This is a genomic window from Bradyrhizobium sp. AZCC 1577 (assembly GCF_036924575.1).
Taxonomy (GTDB): domain Bacteria; phylum Pseudomonadota; class Alphaproteobacteria; order Rhizobiales; family Xanthobacteraceae; genus Bradyrhizobium.
The window spans coordinates 2957478-2979034 of the sequence record NZ_JAZHRQ010000001.1 but is presented as its reverse complement, the minus strand read 5'-3'; the positions used below and the strand labels follow the sequence as shown (position 1 = coordinate 2979034).

Sequence of the window (21557 nt, the reverse complement as noted above, 5' to 3'; positions counted from 1 at the left end):
CACCGTTCTTGCGGCCGTGCATTGTTCCCGCGCCGAATGGCAATTGAGGGTGCCGAACTCGGCAGAGCGCCTGCCCGGGACCGGAGGGATCAAACCTCCGAATGGCGGAATCGAAATCAGCCAAATTATCAAATGATTTCAAGGCGTTCTTGGAAAAAGCTCAAGACGGCCGTAGCCTTTCAATAGCTTGGCAGCCGTTTCCAAATAGAACCAGTCCCCACAGAGGATCGGTCCCGGCAACATCAGGGAGCGACTGCGCTGAATGGCCTGCGCGCGAATCAAATGTTGGTGGCCCGTGGGGCGGCCCGGCACCCGTCGATAGATCGTCGTTCAGCCGTGATACGCAAACAGCTCGATTGGGTCGTTGAAGCCTCGCACCGGATATTCCCCGACGCGTTCGAGATCGAAATCGTTTTCGACGAAATCAGCGAACGCGCGGGACAGCAGCACCGTTTTTCCCAACTGTTTGGTGAGGGCTTCCAGACGCGAGGCCATGTTGACCGCAGGACCGATGACCGTGAAGTCGAGCCGGCTGCGCGACCCGATATTGCCGTACATGACATCACCGACGTGGACGCCGATGCCGTAATTCAGCGGCTCACGGCCGGTTTCGCCGTTTTTTTCGTTGAGGGCAAGCATGGCCTGACGGGCTTCCGCCACGGCATGCAGCAGATTTGCACAGGCCGATGGCTGGCTCAGCGGAAAAATGGCAAGCAGGCCGTCGCCGATGAATTTCAGTATTTCCCCGCCATGTCGCGCAATCGGCTCCGACATCGCATCGAAATAGCCGTTCAGGAGATCAATGACGTCATCGCGCGGCCAGTTGTCGGAGATCCTGGTGAAATCACGCAGATCGCAGATCATGATGGCAGCGCGTACCGTCGTCCCGCTGCCCCGCCTGGTGGCGCCGGCTAGAATGAGCTCGCTGGCATGCGACCCGACATAGGTTTCGAGCAGCGTTCGCGCCAACCGGTTCTTGACACGGATTTCGCTGACCAGCGCTAGAACCGGCAACAGTTCTAACAGGCTGGCGATATGCGCATCGTCGAAACCTCCTGGCCGGTCGGTTGCAAAGGTCACGATATGCCGCTTACCGAGCGTATGATACAGCGGCCACGCCACATAATCAGTCAGGCCTTTCGCCCGCATCTCGTCAAAGACGGCATGCTTGCGGCCCAGTGACGGGTCCCGTTCGAGATTTTCGCGCACCTCGGAGGCACCGTCATGGACTTCGTTGGCGGGACTGCCGATGTATTCGGATCGCTCCCTGACGTCGTAGTCGACCCTCGCAATCTCCGCCTCGCGCATCCCGTCGGCCCACATGATCCGTGCGCCAAGCCATTGCGGATGGTGGATCAGGATATGAAGCGACGCCCGCTTGACCGGTATGCCTGCTCGCTGGAGCCGGATACACAGCTCAGCGAAAATATTGTCAATGAAGCGCTCATCACGCGTGCCGTTTGTCAGCCAGTGCAAGACGTCCCGGTCAGAACACGCGGTAACGGGATCGATTTTTGGCGGCGCGTTCATATCTTGCTCCTGAGCAGTGACCTGGATCGACGGTACAGGATATGTCGTGTCCTCGCGCGACCTCGTCAACGGAGCCCGCCGCAATCTGCTTGTGCGCATCGGGTTGCCGGCGAGTTGTCGCGTATCCGGCGCGAGAGGGCGCCGCGGTCGTGCCGGGCTTGCGCTTTGAGCCCTAACTGGAGCTGGAGGGATCGAACCTCCGAATGGCGGAATCAAAATCCGCTTGATTATTCAACGATCTCAAAGCGCATTTGGAAGAAATTCAAAAAATGCGCCCTAGCAATTTCAATAGCTTGGCACTCGTTTCCAAATGGGAGAAGCAGTCCTTCGTTGGGCAACTCAGCTCCAAGAATGATCATCAAGATCTCTGGTCGCTCAGGCCAAGCTCCTTTCCGGGCACGCGTCCAGACATCAAGACGCGGGTCCCTAATGCTTCCTGCGGAACACGCTGCTTCGAAGTAAACAAGGTGGTGACGAGCCCTCGCATGTTAGGTGAGCTTCCAGAGCCGCTGGCACGCCACCAGAACAAAACTACGAAACTCTTATGTGGTTGAAATTGCAATATAATCTAGACTGCAGCCGGAGGCCATAAGCGCGTACCGCGTAGCGGTAGGTTCAAATCGTGGCCTGATGATCGTGCAGGGGCATGTGGGTCCGCGGAGCAAACCACCATTGAGTACGCAAACCGAGATTTTCCGGCGCCTCGTACGCGACCATATGCGACCGCCGCCTGTTCGTGTTGCACCGAGCACGACGGTGGGCGAGGTCGTAAGCCTGATGACGGCGACGCCCGCGTCCTGTGCTGTCGTCATCGATGCTGCGGGCCGCCCCAGGGGCATCGTGACGGAACAGGACGTCGTGCGCCGGATCGCGTGGCGCACGGAGCCCGATCAAGGCGTCGAGTCGGTGATGACGGCGCCGGTCGTCGTGACGGGGGCCGACGACTACCTTTTCCAGGCCGTCGCCTTGATGCGCCGTAGCAAGCTTCGGCATGTCCCCGTCGTGGACTGGAGCGGAGCGATGATCGGCATGCTCGCCTTGGACGAAGCGCTCGCCTCTTTGTCGAGCGAGAGCATGTCGCTCATCGAGCAGCTCACGCACGAGGAGAGCGTCGAGGGCCTGCACCTCATAAGGAAGGCACAGGCCCAGCTTGCCAGCGCACTGTTGGACAACAACGTTTCGGCGCCGGAGGTGCAGTCGCTGCTCACGGAAATCAACAACGATATCCACCGGCGTGTCTTGAGGCTGGTCGAAGCGGCGATGCGCGACGACGGCTGGGGGGAGCCTCCTGCGCGGTTCGCTCTCATTATCATGGGGTCGGGCGGGCGCGGCGAAAACTTTCTGGCGCCCGACCAGGACAACGGCTTCATCCTCGCTGACGACGTCGTCGGCCAGGGCAAGCGTGCGGACGCATATTTTCTGGAGCTTGCCGAGCGCATGACGCGGATGCTTGACGCGGTCGGTTTTCGCCTCTGCGTCGGCGATGTCATGGCCACCAATCCCGTCTGGCGCAAGCGCCTGTCGGATTGGCGCCGGCAGATCGACAACTGGATCAGGCGGCGCGAGTCCGAGATGCTGTTGAACTGCGATATCTTCTTCGATTTCCGTCATGCGTTCGGCGATCCCGCACTCTCAAGCGAGCTCCGCGCCCACGTCACCGCAGTAACGTCGGAGTCCCCTCAGTTCCTCCGACACCTGTTCGCCATCGAAGCCGAGCACAAGGTGGCACTCGGCTGGTTCGGACGCTTGCGCAAGGAGTACCATGGGGAGTATCGGCAGGGTGTGGTGAACCTGAAGCTTCGTGGAACGCTTCCGCTCGTGGAAGGTACGCGGCTGCTTGCGCTTAAAGCCGGCATTCCGGCCACGTCGACTCTCACCCGGCTTGACTGCCTCAAGGAGAAGGGAGCCATCAGCGCTGGAGACCATGAGGATCTTGCCGACGCCTTCAGGCATATGACCCGTCTCTTGCTGCGCCAGCAGCTGAAGGACTTCAAGGCCGGGCGCAAGATCACCAACTATGTCCCTGTGGCTGATCTCTCACAACGCGAAAACAAACATCTCGTGGCGTCTTTCCGCGCCATCGAAAACCTGCGTGCAACACTGAATATGGAATTCGCGGAACGCTCGCTCTAGCTGGCGAGCAACTCGCCACGTTGCGGTCAAGTGACTTCGCGAGCGGCCGTGGCCGGGTGGGAGAGCTCGGCCGAAGAGGCGGCCGAAGGGATGCGGACGAAAAAAGTCGCACCCTTGCCGAGTTCGCTCTCGACCCAGATGGTGCCCCCGAAGCGCTCAAGGATATGCAAACTGATCGGCAGCCCCAGACCGGTGCCCTGCGGCTTGCCGATCAATGTGTCGCCCGCCTGGCGGAACCGCTCGAAAATCTTCTTGTGATCCTCCCTGGCGATGCCGACACCATTGTCATGCACGCTGATCAGGACGGACCCCGCTTCTTCTGCTCGCCCCACAATGGTTATCAAACCATTGTCCTTGTCGCAGAACTTGACCGCATTCGAAATCAGATTGACGAGCACTTGCGTGATCCGATCGGCGTCAACGAGAATCCTCGGCAGATCCTCGGCCACGCGGCACTCAAGCTTGATGCGGGGGTTCTTGGCGAACAGGCCGGCCGTTGCGGCGAGCGCGTTGTCGATCACCTTCCTTGGCTCGATCCTAGCCAGTTGCCAGTCCGTCTGGCCCGCCTGCATCTTGGCGAGATCGAGGATGTCGTTGACAAGCCTGGTCAGCCGCTCGGTTTCCTGAACGATAGTACCGAGAAACATCTTGCGCTGCTCGACGGGAATGTCCGGATTGTCGTGCACGATCTCACTGAAGGAGCGGATCGAGGTGAGCGGTGTCCTGAACTCATGGCTGATCGTCGAGACGAAGTCGTCTTTCATCTTGTCGAGCTCCTTGAGCCGCTCGTTAGCGGCCCTGAGCTCGGCCGTCGCCGCCTCGAGCTGCTGCGACTTCTCCTCCAGTTGACGGCTGTAGACAACGAGTTGAGAAGCCTCATCGAGGATCTGCATGACCTCATCGATGTCGTGCATCTCCTCCCTCAACACTGAGGCGATCATAATCCGCGCGGAGGCCGCGCCAATGGCGCCGGCGAGTTGCCGCTCCGCGTAATGCACGATGTCCGCGTCCGCCGCATGCGCATCGTCGAGCCGGCGCTCTCGGTCGCGCTCGAAGCGCTGGAAGGCTTGATCCGTCAAGGTCTCACCGATGAAGCGATTGGAGAGGCGACGGAGGTCGCCAATAGTGGCCCTGCCGCGCCAAATGCGCGCGCCCTCGGACGGCTGCTTGAAGATGTCCACGAACTGTACGGCCTGGCTGCGCTCGATCATGGTCTGCGTCGTCATAAGCGATACAGCGGCATAAAGTCCGATATTGATCACCATGGTCCAGAACAGGGCGTGCGCGATGGGATCGAGGCCGGAAAGCCCGAGCAACGCATAGGGACTGAACAGCGCAAGCCCCCATGGGCCGTCCTGCACGAAGCTCTCCGAGATCCACCCCGATCGTGCGAACGAAGGCAGCAGCAGGGTGTAGATCCACACCAGGAACCCGGCGCTCATTCCAGCCATAGCGCCGAGGCGGGTCGCTCCCTTCCACAGGATGCCGCCGAGGATAGCGGGCGCGAACTGTGCGGCAGCGACGAATGACATCAGCCCGATGGAGACGAGCGCGTAGGATTCGCCGATCAACCGGACATACGCATAGCCGAGCAGGATCACGAAGATGATGGCGCTGCGGCGGATGGCGAGCATGAGGCCAGACAGATCCTTGCGCTCCGAGAGATGCAGTCGGCCGAAGCGCAACAGCAGGGGCATGACGAGATCGTTCGACACCATGGTGGCCAGGGCAATGGTTTCGACAATGATCATGCCCGTTGCCGCGGAGAGGCCGCCGATGAATGCGAACAACGCGATGGTCCAAAAATGCTCGGCCATCGGCACGGTCAACACGAAGGTGTCGGTATCGACCGTATTTCCGGGAAAGTGGAGGAGCCCGCCAAAAGCGATCGGCAAGACGAAAATGTTGATGAGCAACATGTAGACCGGGAACAGCCAGATGGCCTTCTTGATGTGGCGCTCATCCACATTCTCGACCACCAGCACCTGAAACTGGCGCGGCAGCAAGACAATGGCTGCCATCGAGACCAGCGTCAGCGAAATCCAGCTCGTGTACCCGCCGGCTGCCTCGAGCGTAAAGAGACGCGCGAGGGCTGGGTCGGTGGCCGCGCGCGAGAACACTTCGCCGAAGCCGCCATAGATGCCGAAGGTGACGAATAGCCCAACCGCCAGGAAAGCGAACAGCTTGACCACCGACTCGAAGGCAATCGCCGCCACCATGCCTTCATGACGCTCGCTGGCGTCGATGTGCCGCGTGCCAAACAGGATGGCAAATGCGGCCATGATCACCGCGACGTAGAGCGCTGTGTCCTGCAGGACCGGAGTCGAGCCAAGCTTGGCCGGCATCACGATGTCCGGGTAGTGCTGGAGCACGGCGAAGCTCGTCGAGATCGCCTTCAGCTGCAGCGAGATGTACGGCATGATGCCGACGACCGCGATGATGGTCACCAGTCCGCCCAGAAAGGAACTCTTGCCATAGCGCGAGGCAACGAAGTCGGCGATCGAGGTAATGCGATTGACCTTGCTGATGCGTATGATCTTGCGGATCAGAAACCAGCCAAGGATGAAGGTCAGCGTCGGGCCAAGATAGATGGGCAGGAAACTGACGCCGGAGGACGCGGCCCGTCCGACGCTGCCGTAGAAGGTCCAGGCTGTGGCGTACACGGCAATGGACAGCGCAAAGATGTAGGGGCTCGCGATAATGCTCCGACCCTGGTCCGCGCGGCGGTCGCCATAGTAGGCGATGGCGAACAGGATCGAGAGATACAGGAAGGAGACCGTGACTATGACGTACCCGCCCAGCATGGCTCAGGCTCGCGGTCTGCGGTTGGGACCCTGGTCGGAATTCGGGCCAGGCTCGCTTTCGGCAATCTCCTCGTCGGGGTCCGGCCGCTCGACGATCAAGCCCGTGAGGGCGATCAGCGACGCCCATGATAAAAATAAATAGAGGTAAAGCGACGGTATCCCGCCCACTAAGGTGGCCTTGTCGAAGGCGCCGATCAGCGGCGGTGTGAGCAGAAGCAAACCGAACAGGAACAAGCCGATCAAGCGCTCGCCGGTCAATCCTCGCCTTGGCATGGTATCACCTCGATGTGCGCTTCGCTGCGTCCTTGCCGCGACAGCGCGGAATCATATGAGTTGCGCCTGCTGACGGCGATGCTCCATCATCCGGCTGGAAATCCTGGCAGCCTGACCGAGCGTCTCGATCCCGCGGGCTCTCAACAGATCCAGGAGCTTTACGAAGATCGCGGCCGTGGTCATGGCGTCGCCGATTGCGGTGTGCCTGCGAATGACCTCGACACCCAGTCGTTCAGCAGTGGCAGTCAGCGAAAAATCGGACACATCCGGCTGCAGATACACGGACAGAAGCAGAGCATCGAGCACCGGGTTGTCAAATTTGACGCCTGCCTGCTCGGCCCCGTTCTCGAGGAATTTCATGTCGAAGGCGGCGTTGTAAGCGACGAGCACGGATTCACCGATGAAGGACTTGAATTGCGGCAAGACGACTTGTGCTGGGGGCTTGTCGCGTACCATGTCGGTGGTGATGCCGTGAATTCGCGTCGTGCTGGCGGGGATATCGCGACTCGGATTGACCAGTCGCTCGAACGTCTCGCCCGTCAGAATGCGGCCATTAACCACACGAACTGCTCCGATCGAGATCAGCTCATCACCCTCGTCGGGCCTTACGCCGGTGGTCTCGGTGTCGAATACGACCAGGTCGAGCTTGCGCAACGGCGTGTCCCTGATTGCCTCAGTCGGAAGAGCAAACAGGTCGAAGTCGTATAGCTCCGGCATCGGCACAACGCGGTCCCGGCGTTCCCGGGCGGGCGGCTCTACGGCCTTCCTCAGCGGCAATCTGAGGCACGTGCGCCCCTCCGGCAGCACCTGGCTCCATAGCTCGCTGCCATGCTGCTCCACGATCTCGCGGACTGTGCGGTTGCCGATCGTACCCTTCAGCGGCTCGGCCAGCCAGACTTCGATGATCGCCGAGGCGAGCGGCGCGCCGTCCCAAACCACCTCGACGTAGACGTATTTGTCTTGCACCACGGCGCCGATATCGAAGGCGGCTTTCGCCGTGTGCCTGGCAACGGCGCGGATCAGATGCTCGAGCGCCAGCACCAGCGAGTGACTGTCGGCATGAATCCAGACCGGCACGCCCACGGGCGTGACCTGGATGCCGTCGGCGTCTGCCAAATGCCTGCGGACGGCGCGGAACAGATCCAACGAGTAAATGTCGGCCAACTGCCACTGACCCGTCGCAAGGCGTTCGTAACGCTGCGCAACGTCGGTAAAGCTCCGATTGAGCGCTTCGACCTCCTTGCCAACGACGTCTTGAAAGACGCGGCGCTCGCTCGCTTCGAGCTCCCCCGCCAGCATCTCGGTCGCGGCGCGCAAGCTTGCAAGCGGCCGTCGCCATTCCATGGCGACCTCGCGCAGAAGCGCATCGCGCTGGGCCACGTTTTCGAGTTCGGCGCCGACATCGGCAAAGGTCAACACGTAGCCTGAGGCACGGCCCGAAGGTTCGCGCACCAGGCTGAGCCTCGCCTGCAGCAAAGTCGCAAGGTCGACCGACGCACAGACGAAGCGGCGCGTCGTGGAATCGAGCGTCGATTCTCCGGTGGACCGGGCTTCATCGCCGGCTGCGTCCTCTGACCGTTGCAGGAGCAGCTCAAGCGTCAATAGCACGGGCTCTCGCGTCAGCACGCCAAACAATGAGCGGGCAAGTCCAAGCGTATCGCGCGCGTTGAGTATCCGGGCGGCGGCTTGGTTGTAGAGGAGTATGCGGTGCTCGAGATTGCAGACGATCACACCTTCGGAGAGATCGAGCAGGATGGCCTCGAGCCGGCTCTTCTGTTCCTCCGCACGCCGCGTGGCAGCATCCACGGCCTCCTGTGTCTCGCCACGCGCGGCTCGGAGCGCGCCGAGTATTTTTTCGACCGCCGTTGCAAGCCCATCGAGCAAGTGGCCGCGATCGACCGCGAGCGGTCGATCGACGCGTATCTGCGACTGCATCAGCAGTTCCCGCTTCAGAGCGGCCAGAGGCTTGAGGAGCTTGACATGCAGCAGCGCCCAAGCCAGTCCAACCAAAGCGGCGACGACGGCAAATGCGATGGACATGTAAGCGCCGACCGCTCCGCCACCTTGCACCGCCTGCCACAGCGCAACGCCGGACACAGCGAAGGCGGCAAGCGCCAATGCTGCGAGGAGGATTGGTATCGCAACGGCAGCCTGCATCGCACGCCCTTGTTGCCCGGTTACTTGGCCGGCCCGATCCAAGCGGTGACCCGTTCAACGACCTCGCGCGTCGAGAACGGTTTGGTGATGTAGTCGTCGGCGCCCAGCGCCAAGCCCTTTTCGCGTTCGATGTCGCGGCCCTTGGCTGTCAGCAGGATGACACGCACCGCCCGCCACTCTGGATTGGCCCGGATGGCCTCGCACACGTCGAAACCGTTGCGCTTCGGCATCATGACGTCGAGGAGCACGAGATCCGGCCGCGCCTTGGCTATCTCCGCGAGCGCCTCCTCGCCATCGCGGGCGAGGCGAACTTCGTAGCCGGCCTTCTTCATCAGGAACTCGAGGGACAGCAGGATGTTGGCCTCGTCGTCGACCACGAGCACGCTTTGCGGCATTGCATCCTCCAGAGGTCGCCTTGCTCGACCGCGCGAGAGCGCGGCAAGCGAAAAGTGCGCTCTGCCCAATTCCGCGCCACCTACCTAGAGCATGATCCCGAAGAGCTTCCCCTCGACGTGGTCGGGGGTGGGTACCGGTTTGCCGAAAGGATCATGCTCAATCAAAAACCTGGGGGTGCGATCGCGAGTCCATCTATTCCCGTCCGCTCTAGCGCAGCAGGTACATGGCGACGACAGCCACAGCTGCTCCGATCGCAGCCCATGTGAACTTGGCACCGAGGCCTTCGATGGGATTCCACTCGAAGTAGCGCTCTTTGTTTTCTTGCCAGATATCCCTTTTCATCGGTTCCTCCGTTTTGCTCTCGCCCTCCCAAAACCTCAGCCGAGCCCGCCCGATGACACAGCGACCCGCCGATCGTGCAGCAAGTCAAACTGCTGGCCACCAAGGTCGCGCGAACTGACTTTACATCCTCCGCCCCTTCTTGTCCTTGCCCACTCTTTTTCGAATCCTGGACATCCGGCAGGAATGCTGCGGTGCCGGGCGTGCGAGGCGGCCGCATGGCTTTGACCTTCGTTGGACCGGGCAAGTCGCACCTGCAGGAAGGCTTACAGGAGGGCTTATTTCCACCGGTTGCTGCACCGCGAGAACGCCTGCGCCTTCGAAACGCGGGCCAGCCGTGCTTCATCTTTGGCAGAGAGCGGCTTCGACAGCCCGATCGTGTCAGGGCCGGCGCCTATGAACACCGTCATGGAGCGAGAAGAAAAATTGGCGCCCCCTAGAGATCCGCGATAACACAATGAATTCAATGCCTTACGGGATTGTTTGGCTAAGAAATGCCTCATTGCGTTTCAAGGCGTTTTGGAATGGCCGCCCAAACTGGAACGAGGGGAAACTTCGACTCATCTTCGATGGTTAAACATTTGAATGATCAGGTGGCGTCTTTGCTGTCCTTCTCGCGCGGCCATCAAGCCATGCTGCCGATCGTGTTTTCAGATTGAGGACGGCGGTTCACGCTCGCGGGGCGGCGCGCTACGGTCTCGTAGCCTGCTGCTCCCGCAGTTCGTCCCGACGCGTGCGGTACTCCCGTTCCAGCGCCTCGATATGACCCAGGACATTCTCCAACGCCTCGCGCGCGGAGCCGTCCCGCACCTCGCCCAGCCATTGCGCGAATTCCGAGCGCAAGGTGAAAAGAAGTTCAAGGCAGCCATTCACTTCATGCAGTTCGCGTTCCTGATCCGACACGCTCGCGCCTGACATGTGCCACCACCCTATCTCACCGCCCCCACCGTAAAGCCGGCCACGAAGCGGTCGACGAAGAGATTGTAGATGATTGCGATGGGAACGCTTACGATCAAGCAGGCGCCCATCATCGAGCCCCAGAAATAGACGTCGCCGCGCACCAGGAAGGTCGGCACGCCGACGCTGACGGTGTAGCTCGATGCGGAGGTGATGAAGGTGACGCCGTAGACGAATTCCTGTGTCACCAGCGTGAACGCGAAGATAACCGCGGTCAGCACGCCCGCGAGCGAGATCGGCATCACCACCTTGAGGAACGCACCGAGCCGCGAAAGCCCGTCGATCATCGCCGCATCCTCAAGATCGCGTGGGATCGCCTTGAAGAATCCCATAAGCAGCCAGGTGCAAAACGGCACCGTGAAGCTCGGATAGACGAGTACCAAGGACCAAAGCGAATCCTGCAGGCCAAGCGTCGCGATGATGCGCGCGAACGGGATAAACAGGATGGTTGGCGGCACGAGATAGGTGAGGAAGATAGCGATGCCGAGCGTCTGCGCCCAGGGGCCGGTCATGCGCGCCAGCGCGTAGCCCGCCGGCACCGCCAGTACAAGCGTAATAAGAACGACCGCGATCCCCACCACGCCGGTATTGATCAGCCATTGCAGATACTGGGTGTCCTGAAACAGCACGGCGAGATGCTCGAGCGTCGGCGGCTCGTTGAACAGGAACGGGTTCTTGCTGACGTCGTGCAGATCGATCGTGGTCTTGAACGTCGTCATCAGCATCCAATAGAACGGAAATGCGAGGAACGTGATGAAGAAGACCAGGATGCTGGCATGGCCGCCGGCCCTGGCGATGCGCACTAGCTTGAAAGGGCGGCGCGTCATCACGTCACCTCCGAACGCCGCGCAAGCAACAGGAACACGATCGCCACCGCCATCAATACCGGGAACAGGAACAGCGACACCGCCGCACCTCCCGCAAGATCGCCGCCCTGGATGCCTGTGAAGAAGGCCCAGGTTGCGAGCACTTGGGTCTGGTCGTAGGGGCCGCCGCGGGTGAGCAAGAACACCACGATCATGTCGGTGAAGGTGAAGATGATCCCGAACAGCACGGCGACGAGCGTGATCGGCAGCAGCAGCGGGAATGTGATCTGCAAGGTGCGGCGCCAGAAACCGGCGCCGTCGACAGCGGCGGCGTCATGAATGTCCTGGGGAATCGAGGTGAGCCCTGCAAGCAGGATCACGGTGGCGAGCGGCACGATGCGCCAGATCTGCACAACGATGATCGAGGCCATGGCGAGATTGGGCTGGCCAAGCCAGATCGGCCAATCGTTCGGTCCGAGAATGCGCAAGGCCTGCCCGGTCCAGTTGATCACCGAATAGATCGAATCGTAGATCCATAACCAGCCGATTGCACCAAGCGAAATCGGAGCGACCCAAGGCAACAGGATAAGCAGGCGCACCAGCCACTTGCCGCGGAAATCGGCACACAGCGCCATCGCAAGGATATTGGCGAAAACAAGCACGAAGAATTGCGAGACGATCGTGAAGATGAGGGTGTTCTTGAGCGCAGTCCAGAACGTGTTGGATACCACCACACGGCGGAAATTCTCGAAGCCCACGAAGTTCATGCTGCGGCTGCCGACGGTGACATCGGAGACGCTGTAGAACAGCGAGAGAAAAAACGGAAAGCCGACCAGCAATACGATGTAGAGGATCGCTGGCGCGAGCATCAGCGGCCACAACAGGCGCTCGTTGTCGGCAAGCCGCGTGCGCCAGCCCGCTTTCGCAGTGAAGGCGTTAGCGGTTGCCGTCGTCATCGCCCGATCCCGTCGATGTGCCGGCCGCTGTTCCGGTCGAAGCGATGGATCTCGCGCCTGCGCACCACGAAATCGTACCACTCGCCTGCGACGACTTCGGCGCGGATGTTGTTCGGCATCTTCGAGATCACATGCGCCTCGGCCGTCCTGCCTTCGAGCACGCCGTAGACCAGCCGATCGGCGCCCAGATATTCGACGCGGGTGACGCGGAAGGGAAAGCCGATGCTGTCGTCCGAATTGCCTACCTCGCGCGGCAGAAACGCCTCCGGCCGAAAGCCGACATAGGAGGCGCCCTCCTCCACCAGATTCATCGGCGGCGAGCCGATGAAGGTGGCGACGAAGGTGTCCATCGGCTTGCCGTAAATCTCCTGCGGCGTGCCGATCTGGATCACCTTGCCCTGGTTAAGCACTGCAATGCGATCGCCGAGCCCCATCGCTTCGGCCTGATCATGGGTGACGTAAATGGTGGTGGTGGCGAGGTCGCGCTGGAACTGCTTGAGCTCGTCGCGGGCGGAATTCCGCAACTTGGCGTCGAGATTGGACAGAGGCTCGTCGAGCAGGAACACCACCGGTTCACGCACCACCGCGCGTGCGAGCGCCACGCGCTGACGTTCGCCGCCGGAGAGCTGGCGTGGCTTGCGATCGAGGAAGCGCTCGATTCCGAACATGCGCGCGGCCCATTCCACCTTCTTGCGGATCGCGTCCCTTTGCATGCCGATCGCGCGCAGCGGAAACGAGATGTTCTTCGCGACTGTGAGATGCGGATACAGCGCGTAGCTCTGGAACACCATCGCGACATTGCGCGCGCGCGGCGGCAAGTCAGTGACGACGCGGCCGTCGATGACGATGTCGCCCGCAGTCGGCTGTTCGAGTCCGGCGATGAGCCGCATCAACGTGGTCTTGCCGCAGCCGGAGGGGCCGAGCAGGACGAGGAATTCGCCTTCGCGCGCGAGGAGGTCGATGCCGTCGACCGCGCGCACCTCGTCGAAATGCTTCGATATGTGCCGTGCTTCGACCGTCGCCATGAATGCCTCTCGGCTCTCTCGCGTCGGCGTCAAACGGGGCCGGGCCGCCGCCGGGCCCCACCGATCACAATACGCGCGCGATCAGATCATCCCGCGCTCTTTCCACTTTGCCCAGATCGCTTTCATCTTGGTATCGAGCTTCTTCAAGGCGTCTTCGGGCGTCTCCGCGCCGGTCGCCGCCTCGGCGAAGGCGGTGTTGAGCAGCCAGGTCTGGTACGTGTCGGAAATGGGCGCAGTGGAGTAGCCGGGATAGCCAATGTTGGTCGCCCAATCGAGCACGTCCTCGAGCACCGCGTACTTGTCCGGCGGCACCGCCTTCTTATCGTTGGAGATGAGCTGCTTGAGATCTGGCACGGTCTGAGGGAAGCACGGGAAGTTGTAGAACTCGCTGGCCAGGAAGGCTTCCTTGAAGTTGGCAATGTAGTCGACCAGGAATTTCTGCGCGCCTGGGATATTCTCCGCGAACTTCCAGATCACGTAGCAGTCCATCACATGCTCGAGGCCCATGCGGCGCACAGGACCCTTGGCGGCCTTGGCAACGGCGATCTTCTCGTGAATCGCCATCTTCTGATTCTCTCCGGTGCGCGTCACCGAGATGGCGTTGAGCACCAGCGAGGAGCGGCCGGCGAGCATCTGCCGGTTGTTGGAGGAAGCATCCCAAGCCAGAACTTCTGGCGTCATGCAGTCCTCAAAGAGTCCCTTAACGAAGCGCAGGGCCTCCAGCGTGTTCTTGGAATTGATGGTGAGGTTGCCAGCCTCGTCCTGCTCATGCGCGCCGAATGAATACATGATCGCGCGCATGGCCACGCCGGTGTCGATCTCGGCGGAGAGACCGATGCCGACCGGAATACGGGTCTTCTCCTTGATCTTCTTGCCGCCGACACGAATGTCGTCCCAGGTGTCCGGCTTCATGCCAATGTCACCCCAGAGATCGGTGCGGTAGTTCACCGGGTCCGGCACGTAGCTGTCGGAGAAGGCGAAGTATCTCTTGGTCTTTGGGTTGTATGTGCTCTTGATGCCGAGTTCGATCGCCTTGCCATTCGCCTTTTCGCATTCAGCATAGACGTCGTTCATGGGTACAACCTGATCCTCGAACACCGAAGGCGGCATGAGGAGCATGAAGAGGTCGTGGCCCTTCTGGGCGGATACCTCTGCTGCGGCGCGCGACTCGAGAAGAGCAAGATTAATGTTGTCGACGATCACCTCGGTGTCGTTCTTCTTGCCCCATTCCTTGGTGTAGGTGTTGTTGAACCACCGGTCGTAACCGGGGACGAAGTGGCTCCATTGCAGGATTTTCAGTGTCTTGGCGGCCCGTGCAGGCGTGACATGGAAGAACGGGCCGATAGTTGCGGCGACGCCCGCGGCAGTCGCCGTCTTGATCGCATCGCGGCGCGATAGCCCACGATGAGGCTTCTGGCGTTCCATGGATGTCCTCCCTATCGGTACGTGAGCGGACTGCCGCTCGAGACCCCTTGGCTTGGGTCATTTTCATTCCGGCGCGTCCCTCGAACGGGACGGGCCTTCAGGCAGTGCCAACCGATAATTCCGGACTTGCTCAAATTAATTACGTGTTGAGGATGCTCCTTTCGCCGGTTGCTGACAAGCAACAGCCGACCGCAGACGCACCTGCTGCGGCGCCGCAAGACACGTCTCAAGACACGTCTATTGTCTCTGATGTGGGCCGCGCCAGACTGCCCTCCACCGTGTCACGCGCCCCGCCTCGACGATCACTGTCGATCCAGATGGCGTTGCCGGTTTTGGCCGGGCCATTCGGGAATTCATTCCCCGCTGGGAGATCCCGTTTTGGAAATCCTACATTGGGCCGCATCGAGATCGACGTCCACACCGTCCGCATTATCGGCGACAGATCACGGTGGAGCAGCATCGCTGGACCTGGACCAGCCAAGGCAACCACATCGATTCCTCGCGACTCCCTGATGTCGTCCAGGTAAGGGAGCCTGACCTAACGCTGACTGATGCCGTGAAAGGGGCTGGGTAGCTCTCTGTCCGGCGGGATGCCTGCGCCGTACCGTCGCGAACGTGCTCCCGATTGGGCCGATCGTTCGCAAGTGCAAACAGTGCCCGGTCGCGAACTCGCGGCACCAGTGGTCCACCAGCCGCGCTAATGCAGCCAAGACCTTAGTCTAAATTGTCGTGGGACCACACGATTAGATTTGACTTGCGGCCGAGAGATTCGAAGAATCAAGCTGCAAATTCAAAGCGGTCAGGTCAAACGGCCGAAAGGCCATCTGTGCATCGACGGATGACGAGAGGAGCGAGGTGTCCAGGCTTCTCGAGATAGACAATTTGCAAACCTACTTCTTCTCTGCGGCAGGTGTGGTCAAGGCCGTCGACGGTATCAGCGTCCACGTCGATCAGGGCGAGACGATCGCCGTCGTGGGCGAATCCGGATGCGGCAAGTCCGTCAGCGCGCTCTCGATCCTGCGGCTTGTCGCCGATCCTCCCGGCAGAATCATCGGTGGCAGTATTCGCTTCCAGAACAGGGACCTTCTCAAGCTGAGCGACGAGGAAATCCGCGAGGTCCGAGGCAAGGAAATTGCCATGGTGTTTCAGGAGCCGATGACCTCACTCAATCCGGTCCTGACGATCGGCCGGCAGCTCACCGAGACCATGGAGCAGCACCTCAACATGACCCACGATCAGGCGATCACGCGCGCGATCGAGTTGTTGGGCATGGTGGGGATATCGGATCCGGAGCGTCGCCTGAGGCAGTACCCGCACCACTTCAGCGGCGGTATGCGCCAACGCGTGATGATCGCCATGGCGTTGTGCTGCGAGCCCAAGCTCATCATCGCCGACGAACCGACAACTGCGCTCGACGTGACGGTTCAGGCACAGATTCTCGAGCTGATGAAGGATCTGACCCAGCGTCTGGGCGTGGCGCTGATCATCATCACCCATAATCTCGGTATCGTCGCGCGCTACGCTGACAGGGTCAATGTCATGTACGCGGGCAGGATCATCGAGAGCGGGACTGCACGCGACATCTTTCATCATCCCCATCATCCCTACACGCTGGCGCTGCTGCGTTCGGTGCCGCGCATGGATCGGCCGCGCCAGGCCCGGCTTGATCCGGTGGAAGGACAGCCGCCCGACCTTTCGCGCCTCGGCGCCGGCTGCTCGTTCCACCCGCGCTGCAGCTTTTGCCGTGGCGCGCTGCCCAAGCGAGTCGCCTCCGTTCGAGCGGATCGACGGCGGCGATCATCTCGCAGCATGTTGGGAGGCAGCCAAAGTAGCCGGATCGCTGACGAGGCCGTCATGACCCCCATGGAGTCAACCGGCGCGGTATGGCAGAGCGTCCAGGCGGCGGTACAGGTATCGACCGTCGTGGAAGACGTTGCGCTGGAGCATGGGCGACAATCCAAATGGCGCATCGACCTGGCGCCGGAACTGGTCACGATCCGCAACCTGAAGATGCACTTTCCGGTGACCGAGGGCGCTCTCTTCTCCAGAGAGATCGCGCACGTGAAGGCTGTCGATGGCATCAGCTTCACCATCCGCAAAGGTGAGACGCTCGGATTGGTCGGCGAGTCGGGTTGCGGCAAGACCACCACGGGCCGGTGCATCCTGCGGCTCGAGCATCCGACCGGAGGCGAGATCCTGTTCGACGGCAAGAATCTAGTCGACCTCGATCAGAGATCGATGCGGGCCTTGCGGCAGAAGATCCAGGTCATCTTTCAGGATCCTTACAGCTCCCTCAATCCGCGCATGAAGATCGGGGAGATCATTTCCGAGCCGATGAAGGTGCACCGGACCGAACCGACCAAGGCGGCGCGTGATGCGCGCGTCACGGAATTGCTCCGCCTGTGCGGCCTGGATCCCAGGTTTGCCGACCGCTACCCCCACGAGATGAGCGGCGGCCAGCGCCAGCGCGTCGGCATCGCACGCGCCCTTTCGGTTCGCCCGGAATTCATCGTCTGCGACGAGGCGATCTCGGCTTTGGACGTGTCGATTCAGGCGCAGATCGTCAATCTGCTGGAGGATCTGCGGGACCAGTTCGGACTGACCTATCTGTTCATCGCGCACGATCTCAGCATCGTTCGCCACCTCTGTCATCGCATCGCCGTCATGTATCTCGGCAAGATCGTCGAACTGGCGGATTGCGACGAGTTGTACGGCAATCCTCTGCATCCCTATACTCAGGCGCTTCTCGCGGCCGTGCCGGTGCCGGATCCTGACCTGGAGCGGATGCGCGCCCGCCGAATCGTAAAGGGCGAAGTGCCGAGCTCGATGAATCCGCCGAAGGGATGCGTGTTTCATCCGCGCTGCCCGCTTGCTATCGATAGCTGTGCGAAGAACGTCCCGGAGTTCAGAGAACTGCGGCCCGGCCACTGGGTAGCTTGTTCCGTAATCTGAAAGCCCTCGCAAGAAGGGGCGATCGGCCTGGGCAGAAGACCCGGCCCTTGAAGAACAGGAGGAATGTGTTCCAGAGGGAGGAAAGACTATGAACCCTTTAAAATATCTCAAAGCCGTGTCAATCGTGGGTGTCGGCGCGGCAGTTGCCCTCGGCTTCTCCGGGGTTCCAGCCCAGGCTGCACCGAAGCAGGGCGGGATTCTGAACTTTGTCGTGCCGGACGAGCCGCCGAGCTGGGACGGCCACCGCGAGACGACGTTCGCGCTGATCCATCCCTTTGCGCCGTTCTACAGTCTGCTCATCAAGGTCAACCCGGATAATCCGTCCTCATCGACGGACTTCGTCTGCGACCTATGCACGGAAATGCCGACCCCGACCGACGAGGGCAAGACCTACACGTTCAAGATCAAGCAGGGCGTGAAATTCCACGATGGTACGCTATTGACGGCGCACGACATCGTCGCGTCATTCAGAAAGATCATCTTCCCGCCGGAGGGCACGACCAGCGCGCGCGTCGCCTATTTCGTCATGGTCGAGAGCGTCAGCGCGGCGGACGACCACACCGTCGTGTTCAAGCTCAAGTATCCATCGGGCGCCTTCATCCCGGCGCTCGCGACGCCGTATAACTTCATCTACTCGAAGGCAAAGCTCGAAAAGGACCTTCGCTGGTACGAGACCAACGTCATGGGATCGGGACCATTCAAGTTCGTCGCAAGAGAGGCAGGCGCCTACGTGCGCGGCGAGCGCAACAAGGGCTACCACGTTCCCGGGCAGCCTTATCTCGACGGCTTCGAGGCGATCTTCTCCAACAAGCAGGCGGTGCAGGTGCAAGCGGTCCGCGGCGACCGGGCCGCAATCCAGTTCCGCGGCTTCCCGCCGAAAAGCCGTGACGACCTCGTCGCGGCGCTCGGCAACGAGATCACGGTGCAGGAGAGTGACTGGAACTGCGTGCTCCTGTTCACCCCCAATCACAAGAAAAAGCCATTCGATGATGCCCGCGTTCGCCGCGCGCTGACGCTGGCGGTCGACCGCTGGGGCGGATCCCAGAGCCTTTCACGCATCGCGATCGTCAAGGCTGTCGGTGGTGTCGTGTTCCCCGGTCACCCGCTGGCGGCAACGAAGGTGGAGCTCGAACAGATCCCGGGCTTTTGGCGGGACATCAACAAGTCGCGTGCCGAGGCCAAGCGGCTGCTGCAGGAGGCCGGTGTCCCGGACCTGAAGTTCGTGCTGTGGAATCGCGCCGTCGATCAGCCCTACACGATCGTGGGCACCTGGCTCATCGACCAGTGGCGGCAGATCGGCGTGACGGTCGAGCAGAAGATGGAGCCGACGGGCCCATTCTACGCGCGCCTCAGGTCGGCTGAGTTCGACGTGACGGTCGACTTCAACTGCCAGTCGGTCATCAATCCGCTGCTCGACGTCGGCAAGTTCCTGTCGGAGGACATCGGCAACGAAAGCTACGGCGCATACATCGATCGCGACCTCGACAAGATCTTCGAGGCGATGAACCGCACCTCCGACGAGACCGAGCAGCGCAATTTGATGCGGCAGTTCGAGAAGCGTGTGCTCGATGAGCAGGCACACTCGTTCGTCACGCTCTGGTGGAACCGGATCATCCCTCACCGGTCCTATGTGAAGGGCTGGAAGGTCAGTCCGAGCCACTACCTCAATCAGGATCTCGCGAACGTATGGCTCGACAAGTAGCCGTCCGGTAGGCGGCGGTTTCCCAGTCTTCTGCCTTGCCCGGGCAGTGATCGAGAAGTCCGCAAACGAGTGCGACAGGGATCATGTACCAGTACATCCTGAAGCGGCTCCTGTTGATGATTCCGACGCTGCTCGGCGCGGCGCTGCTCGTGTTCATCCTGCTACGGCTGGTACCGGGCGACGTCTGTGTGCTGCGCATGACAGGTGGGGCCGGGTACGTCGATCCCAAGGCGATCGATCTCTGCCGCAGCGAGCTCGGCCTTGATCGCTCCTATGCCGTGCAGTTCCTGACCTTCATCTGGGACTTCGTCCGGTTCGACTTCGGCAAGTCGATGTGGACCGGACGCCCGATTGTGGAGGAGGTCGGACTCCGCTTCGAGCTCTCGCTGCAGATCGCGATCATGGCCACGCTCACCGCCATCCTGCTCGCGATCCCGCTCGGCACGATCTCCGCGGTCAAGCAGAACACCTGGATCGACTACGTGGTTCGGGCCTTCAGTATCGCCGGGATCGCGATGCCTTCCTTCTGGCTTGGCGTCCTGATCATCCTCGGCTTGCTGATCACCACAAAGTCGGTGTTCGGAGCTCCCTGGATGCCACCGATCAAATATGTGCCGATCTGGGTCGACCCCTTGTACAACCTGAGCATGACCATCTTCCCGGCGCTCGCCACCGGCTACCGCTACTCCGCCGTTGCGACACGCATGACGCGCTCGGCGCTGCTCGAAGTGCTGCGCGAGGACTACGTCCGCACGGCCCGCGCCAAGGGACTCGTGCATCAGCTCATCATCCGCCGGCATGCGCTTGGAAACGCGCTTTTGCCGGTGGTCACGATCATCGGCATTGAATTCGCGTTCCTGATGGGCGGACTGGTGGTCACCGAGCAGGTGTTCAACCTCAACGGTCTCGGCAAGCTATTCGTCGCTTCCGTGACCAATCAAGATTACGCCATGACCCAGGCGCTGGTCATGCTGGTGGCGACGATCTTCGTCGTCACCAACTTCGTGGTGGATATCATCTACGCGTGGCTCGACCCGCGGATCCGGTACAAATGATGGCAGGAACCAGAGATCTTGCATGACTGTCGCGACCGACCTCGGAACAAGAATCGAGCTGACGGAAGAGCTCAAGCCACAGAGCAGGCTTGCGGCCATTGCCCGGTTCGCACGCCGCAATCCGCTCGGTGCCGCCGGCGCCGCAGTGATCGTCGTCATGGTGGTGGTTGCGGCGCTTGCCGACTTGATCGCCCCTTACAACCCGGTCGCCAACGCTTTCGACCGCATGCATGAGCCGCCGAGTCTCGAGAACTGGCTCGGCACGGACCAGTTCGGACGCGACGTGTTCTCGCGCATCGTCTACGGCGCGCGCACGGCCCTGCTGGTCGGATTTGCGTCGTCGTTCGTCGGCGCCACCTTCGGCCTGGTGCTCGGCGTCGCGAGCGCCTATTTCGGCGGCAAGATCGATCTGATCTTGCAGCGCATCATCGACATCTTCATGGCGTTCCCGCTGATCATCATGGCGCTCGCCGTGATCGCAATCTTCGGGACGGGTGCACAGAACGTGATCATCGCGATCACCATACCGTTCATTCCGCGCTGCGCCCGCGTCGTGCGTTCGAGTGCGCTGGCGATCCGCGAGCTCCCGTACATCGACGCTGCTCGCGCCAACGGATTTAGCCACAGCCGCATCATTCTGCGGCACATGGTTCCGAATGTCATGGCGCCGTTTCTTATCATGATCACCGCCTTCGTGGGGCAGGCAATCCTGCTTGAAGCATCGCTTTCCTATCTCGGTCTCGGCGTGCAGGAGCCGACGCCGGCCTGGGGCCTGATGCTTCAGGGCGGCGCCGAGGAATACGCCGAGAGCGCCCCTTGGATCGCTGTCTTCCCGGGGATCGCCATCAGTCTTGCGGTGTTCGGCTTCAGCCTCTTCGGTGATGCGCTGCGCGACGAGCTCGATCCCAGGCTGCGATCGCAGTAAAATAGGTGTTACGTCTCTGAGCCGCGCAGTGCGCGGCGACGCACCCAAACCCACTATCGGTGAGCGCTGTTTTGCTTTCGCCATGCAGCTTAATCACCGACGGGCCAGACTGTCGATCCTAA

Annotated in this window: 17 protein-coding genes; 6 read left to right on the top strand and 11 right to left on the bottom strand. The window is 61.2% G+C overall.

Going from position 1 to position 21557, the window contains the following annotated elements:
* Positions 1–330: 330 nt before the first annotated feature.
* Positions 331–1530: an adenylate/guanylate cyclase domain-containing protein gene (locus tag V1278_RS13815; RefSeq protein WP_334381115.1), complete on the bottom strand. Its 1200-nt coding sequence runs from the start codon at positions 1528–1530 to the stop codon at positions 331–333.
* A 630-nt stretch (positions 1531–2160) separates the two neighbouring features.
* On the opposite strand from V1278_RS13815, the gene V1278_RS13810 reads away from it, so the two are divergent.
* A complete protein-coding gene (locus V1278_RS13810) occupies positions 2161–3663 on the top strand; it encodes a DUF294 nucleotidyltransferase-like domain-containing protein (RefSeq protein WP_334381114.1) in 1503 nt (500 codons plus the stop codon).
* Positions 3664–3689: 26 nt separating this feature from the next.
* Here the strand turns inward: V1278_RS13810 and V1278_RS13805 are convergent, their stop codons facing one another.
* From V1278_RS13805 to V1278_RS13785, 5 genes are all read right to left on the bottom strand, one after another.
* Positions 3690–6467 (bottom strand): ATP-binding protein, encoded by a 2778-nt coding sequence (locus V1278_RS13805; RefSeq protein WP_334381113.1) that lies wholly within the window; start codon positions 6465–6467, stop codon positions 3690–3692.
* Between the two features lie 3 nt (positions 6468–6470).
* Complete coding sequence (locus V1278_RS13800; RefSeq protein WP_334364110.1) at positions 6471–6725, bottom strand: hypothetical protein; 255 nt, start codon at positions 6723–6725, stop codon at positions 6471–6473.
* Between the two features lie 66 nt (positions 6726–6791).
* A complete protein-coding gene (locus tag V1278_RS13795; RefSeq protein ID WP_334381112.1) occupies positions 6792–8897 on the bottom strand; it encodes a 3'-5' exonuclease in 2106 nt (701 codons plus the stop codon).
* Positions 8898–8917: 20 nt separating this feature from the next.
* A complete protein-coding gene (locus tag V1278_RS13790; RefSeq protein WP_334364112.1) occupies positions 8918–9292 on the bottom strand; it encodes a response regulator transcription factor in 375 nt (124 codons plus the stop codon).
* Positions 9293–9500: 208 nt separating this feature from the next.
* The gene (locus V1278_RS13785; RefSeq protein WP_334364113.1) at positions 9501–9635 is read right to left on the bottom strand and encodes a hypothetical protein; all 135 of its coding nucleotides are present in this window, start codon (positions 9633–9635) and stop codon (positions 9501–9503) included.
* Between the two features lie 521 nt (positions 9636–10156).
* Between V1278_RS13785 and V1278_RS13780 the strand changes: the two genes are divergently transcribed.
* Entirely contained in the window at positions 10157–10291 is a 135-nt protein-coding gene (locus tag V1278_RS13780; RefSeq protein WP_334381111.1) for a hypothetical protein, read from the top strand.
* Between the two features lie 31 nt (positions 10292–10322).
* On the opposite strand, the gene V1278_RS13775 is transcribed toward V1278_RS13780, so the two are convergent.
* From V1278_RS13775 to V1278_RS13755, 5 genes are all read right to left on the bottom strand, one after another.
* Positions 10323–10550, bottom strand: coding sequence for a hypothetical protein (locus V1278_RS13775; RefSeq protein ID WP_334381110.1), 228 nt, complete (start codon positions 10548–10550; stop codon positions 10323–10325).
* 11 nt (positions 10551–10561) lie between these two features.
* Entirely contained in the window at positions 10562–11416 is an 855-nt protein-coding gene (locus V1278_RS13770) for a carbohydrate ABC transporter permease (protein WP_334381109.1), read from the bottom strand.
* Positions 11416–12351, bottom strand: a complete 936-nt coding sequence (locus tag V1278_RS13765; protein ID WP_334381108.1) for a carbohydrate ABC transporter permease — start codon at positions 12349–12351, stop codon at positions 11416–11418. Before V1278_RS13765 ends, V1278_RS13770 begins: the two co-directional genes overlap by 1 nt.
* On the bottom strand, positions 12348–13376 hold the full coding sequence (locus tag V1278_RS13760) for an ABC transporter ATP-binding protein (protein WP_334381107.1): 1029 nt from the start codon (positions 13374–13376) through the stop codon (positions 12348–12350). Before V1278_RS13760 ends, V1278_RS13765 begins: the two co-directional genes overlap by 4 nt.
* Positions 13377–13457: 81 nt before the next feature.
* On the bottom strand, positions 13458–14801 hold the full coding sequence (locus tag V1278_RS13755) for an ABC transporter substrate-binding protein (protein WP_334364119.1): 1344 nt from the start codon (positions 14799–14801) through the stop codon (positions 13458–13460).
* Positions 14802–15656: 855 nt separating this feature from the next.
* Here V1278_RS13755 and V1278_RS13750 point away from each other — a divergent pair.
* The 4 genes from V1278_RS13750 (at position 15657) to V1278_RS13735 (ending at position 21435) form a co-directional block, all read left to right on the top strand.
* Positions 15657–17753 (top strand): ABC transporter ATP-binding protein, encoded by a 2097-nt coding sequence (locus tag V1278_RS13750; RefSeq protein WP_334381106.1) that lies wholly within the window; start codon positions 15657–15659, stop codon positions 17751–17753.
* Between the two features lie 88 nt (positions 17754–17841).
* Complete coding sequence (locus V1278_RS13745; RefSeq protein WP_334381105.1) at positions 17842–19455, top strand: ABC transporter substrate-binding protein; 1614 nt, start codon at positions 17842–17844, stop codon at positions 19453–19455.
* Positions 19456–19538: 83 nt separating this feature from the next.
* Entirely contained in the window at positions 19539–20510 is a 972-nt protein-coding gene (locus tag V1278_RS13740) for an ABC transporter permease (protein WP_334381104.1), read from the top strand.
* A 22-nt stretch (positions 20511–20532) separates the two neighbouring features.
* Positions 20533–21435, top strand: coding sequence for an ABC transporter permease (locus V1278_RS13735; RefSeq protein ID WP_334381103.1), 903 nt, complete (start codon positions 20533–20535; stop codon positions 21433–21435).
* Positions 21436–21557 lie beyond the last annotated feature (122 nt).

Coding starts and splice junctions, on each gene's coding strand:
- V1278_RS13815 (WP_334381115.1), bottom strand. CDS start 1,530: ATGAACGCGCCGCCAAAAATCGATCCCGTTACCGCGTGTTCTGACCGG.
- V1278_RS13810 (WP_334381114.1), top strand. CDS start 2,161: ATGATCGTGCAGGGGCATGTGGGTCCGCGGAGCAAACCACCATTGAGT.
- V1278_RS13805 (WP_334381113.1), bottom strand. CDS start 6,467: ATGCTGGGCGGGTACGTCATAGTCACGGTCTCCTTCCTGTATCTCTCG.
- V1278_RS13795 (WP_334381112.1), bottom strand. CDS start 8,897: ATGCAGGCTGCCGTTGCGATACCAATCCTCCTCGCAGCATTGGCGCTT.
- V1278_RS13790 (WP_334364112.1), bottom strand. CDS start 9,292: ATGCCGCAAAGCGTGCTCGTGGTCGACGACGAGGCCAACATCCTGCTG.
- V1278_RS13785 (WP_334364113.1), bottom strand. CDS start 9,635: ATGAAAAGGGATATCTGGCAAGAAAACAAAGAGCGCTACTTCGAGTGG.
- V1278_RS13780 (WP_334381111.1), top strand. CDS start 10,157: ATGGCCGCCCAAACTGGAACGAGGGGAAACTTCGACTCATCTTCGATG.
- V1278_RS13775 (WP_334381110.1), bottom strand. CDS start 10,550: ATGTCAGGCGCGAGCGTGTCGGATCAGGAACGCGAACTGCATGAAGTG.
- V1278_RS13770 (WP_334381109.1), bottom strand. CDS start 11,416: ATGACGCGCCGCCCTTTCAAGCTAGTGCGCATCGCCAGGGCCGGCGGC.
- V1278_RS13765 (WP_334381108.1), bottom strand. CDS start 12,351: ATGACGACGGCAACCGCTAACGCCTTCACTGCGAAAGCGGGCTGGCGC.
- V1278_RS13760 (WP_334381107.1), bottom strand. CDS start 13,376: ATGGCGACGGTCGAAGCACGGCACATATCGAAGCATTTCGACGAGGTG.
- V1278_RS13755 (WP_334364119.1), bottom strand. CDS start 14,801: ATGGAACGCCAGAAGCCTCATCGTGGGCTATCGCGCCGCGATGCGATC.
- V1278_RS13745 (WP_334381105.1), top strand. CDS start 17,842: ATGAACCCTTTAAAATATCTCAAAGCCGTGTCAATCGTGGGTGTCGGC.
- V1278_RS13740 (WP_334381104.1), top strand. CDS start 19,539: ATGTACCAGTACATCCTGAAGCGGCTCCTGTTGATGATTCCGACGCTG.
- V1278_RS13735 (WP_334381103.1), top strand. CDS start 20,533: ATGACTGTCGCGACCGACCTCGGAACAAGAATCGAGCTGACGGAAGAG.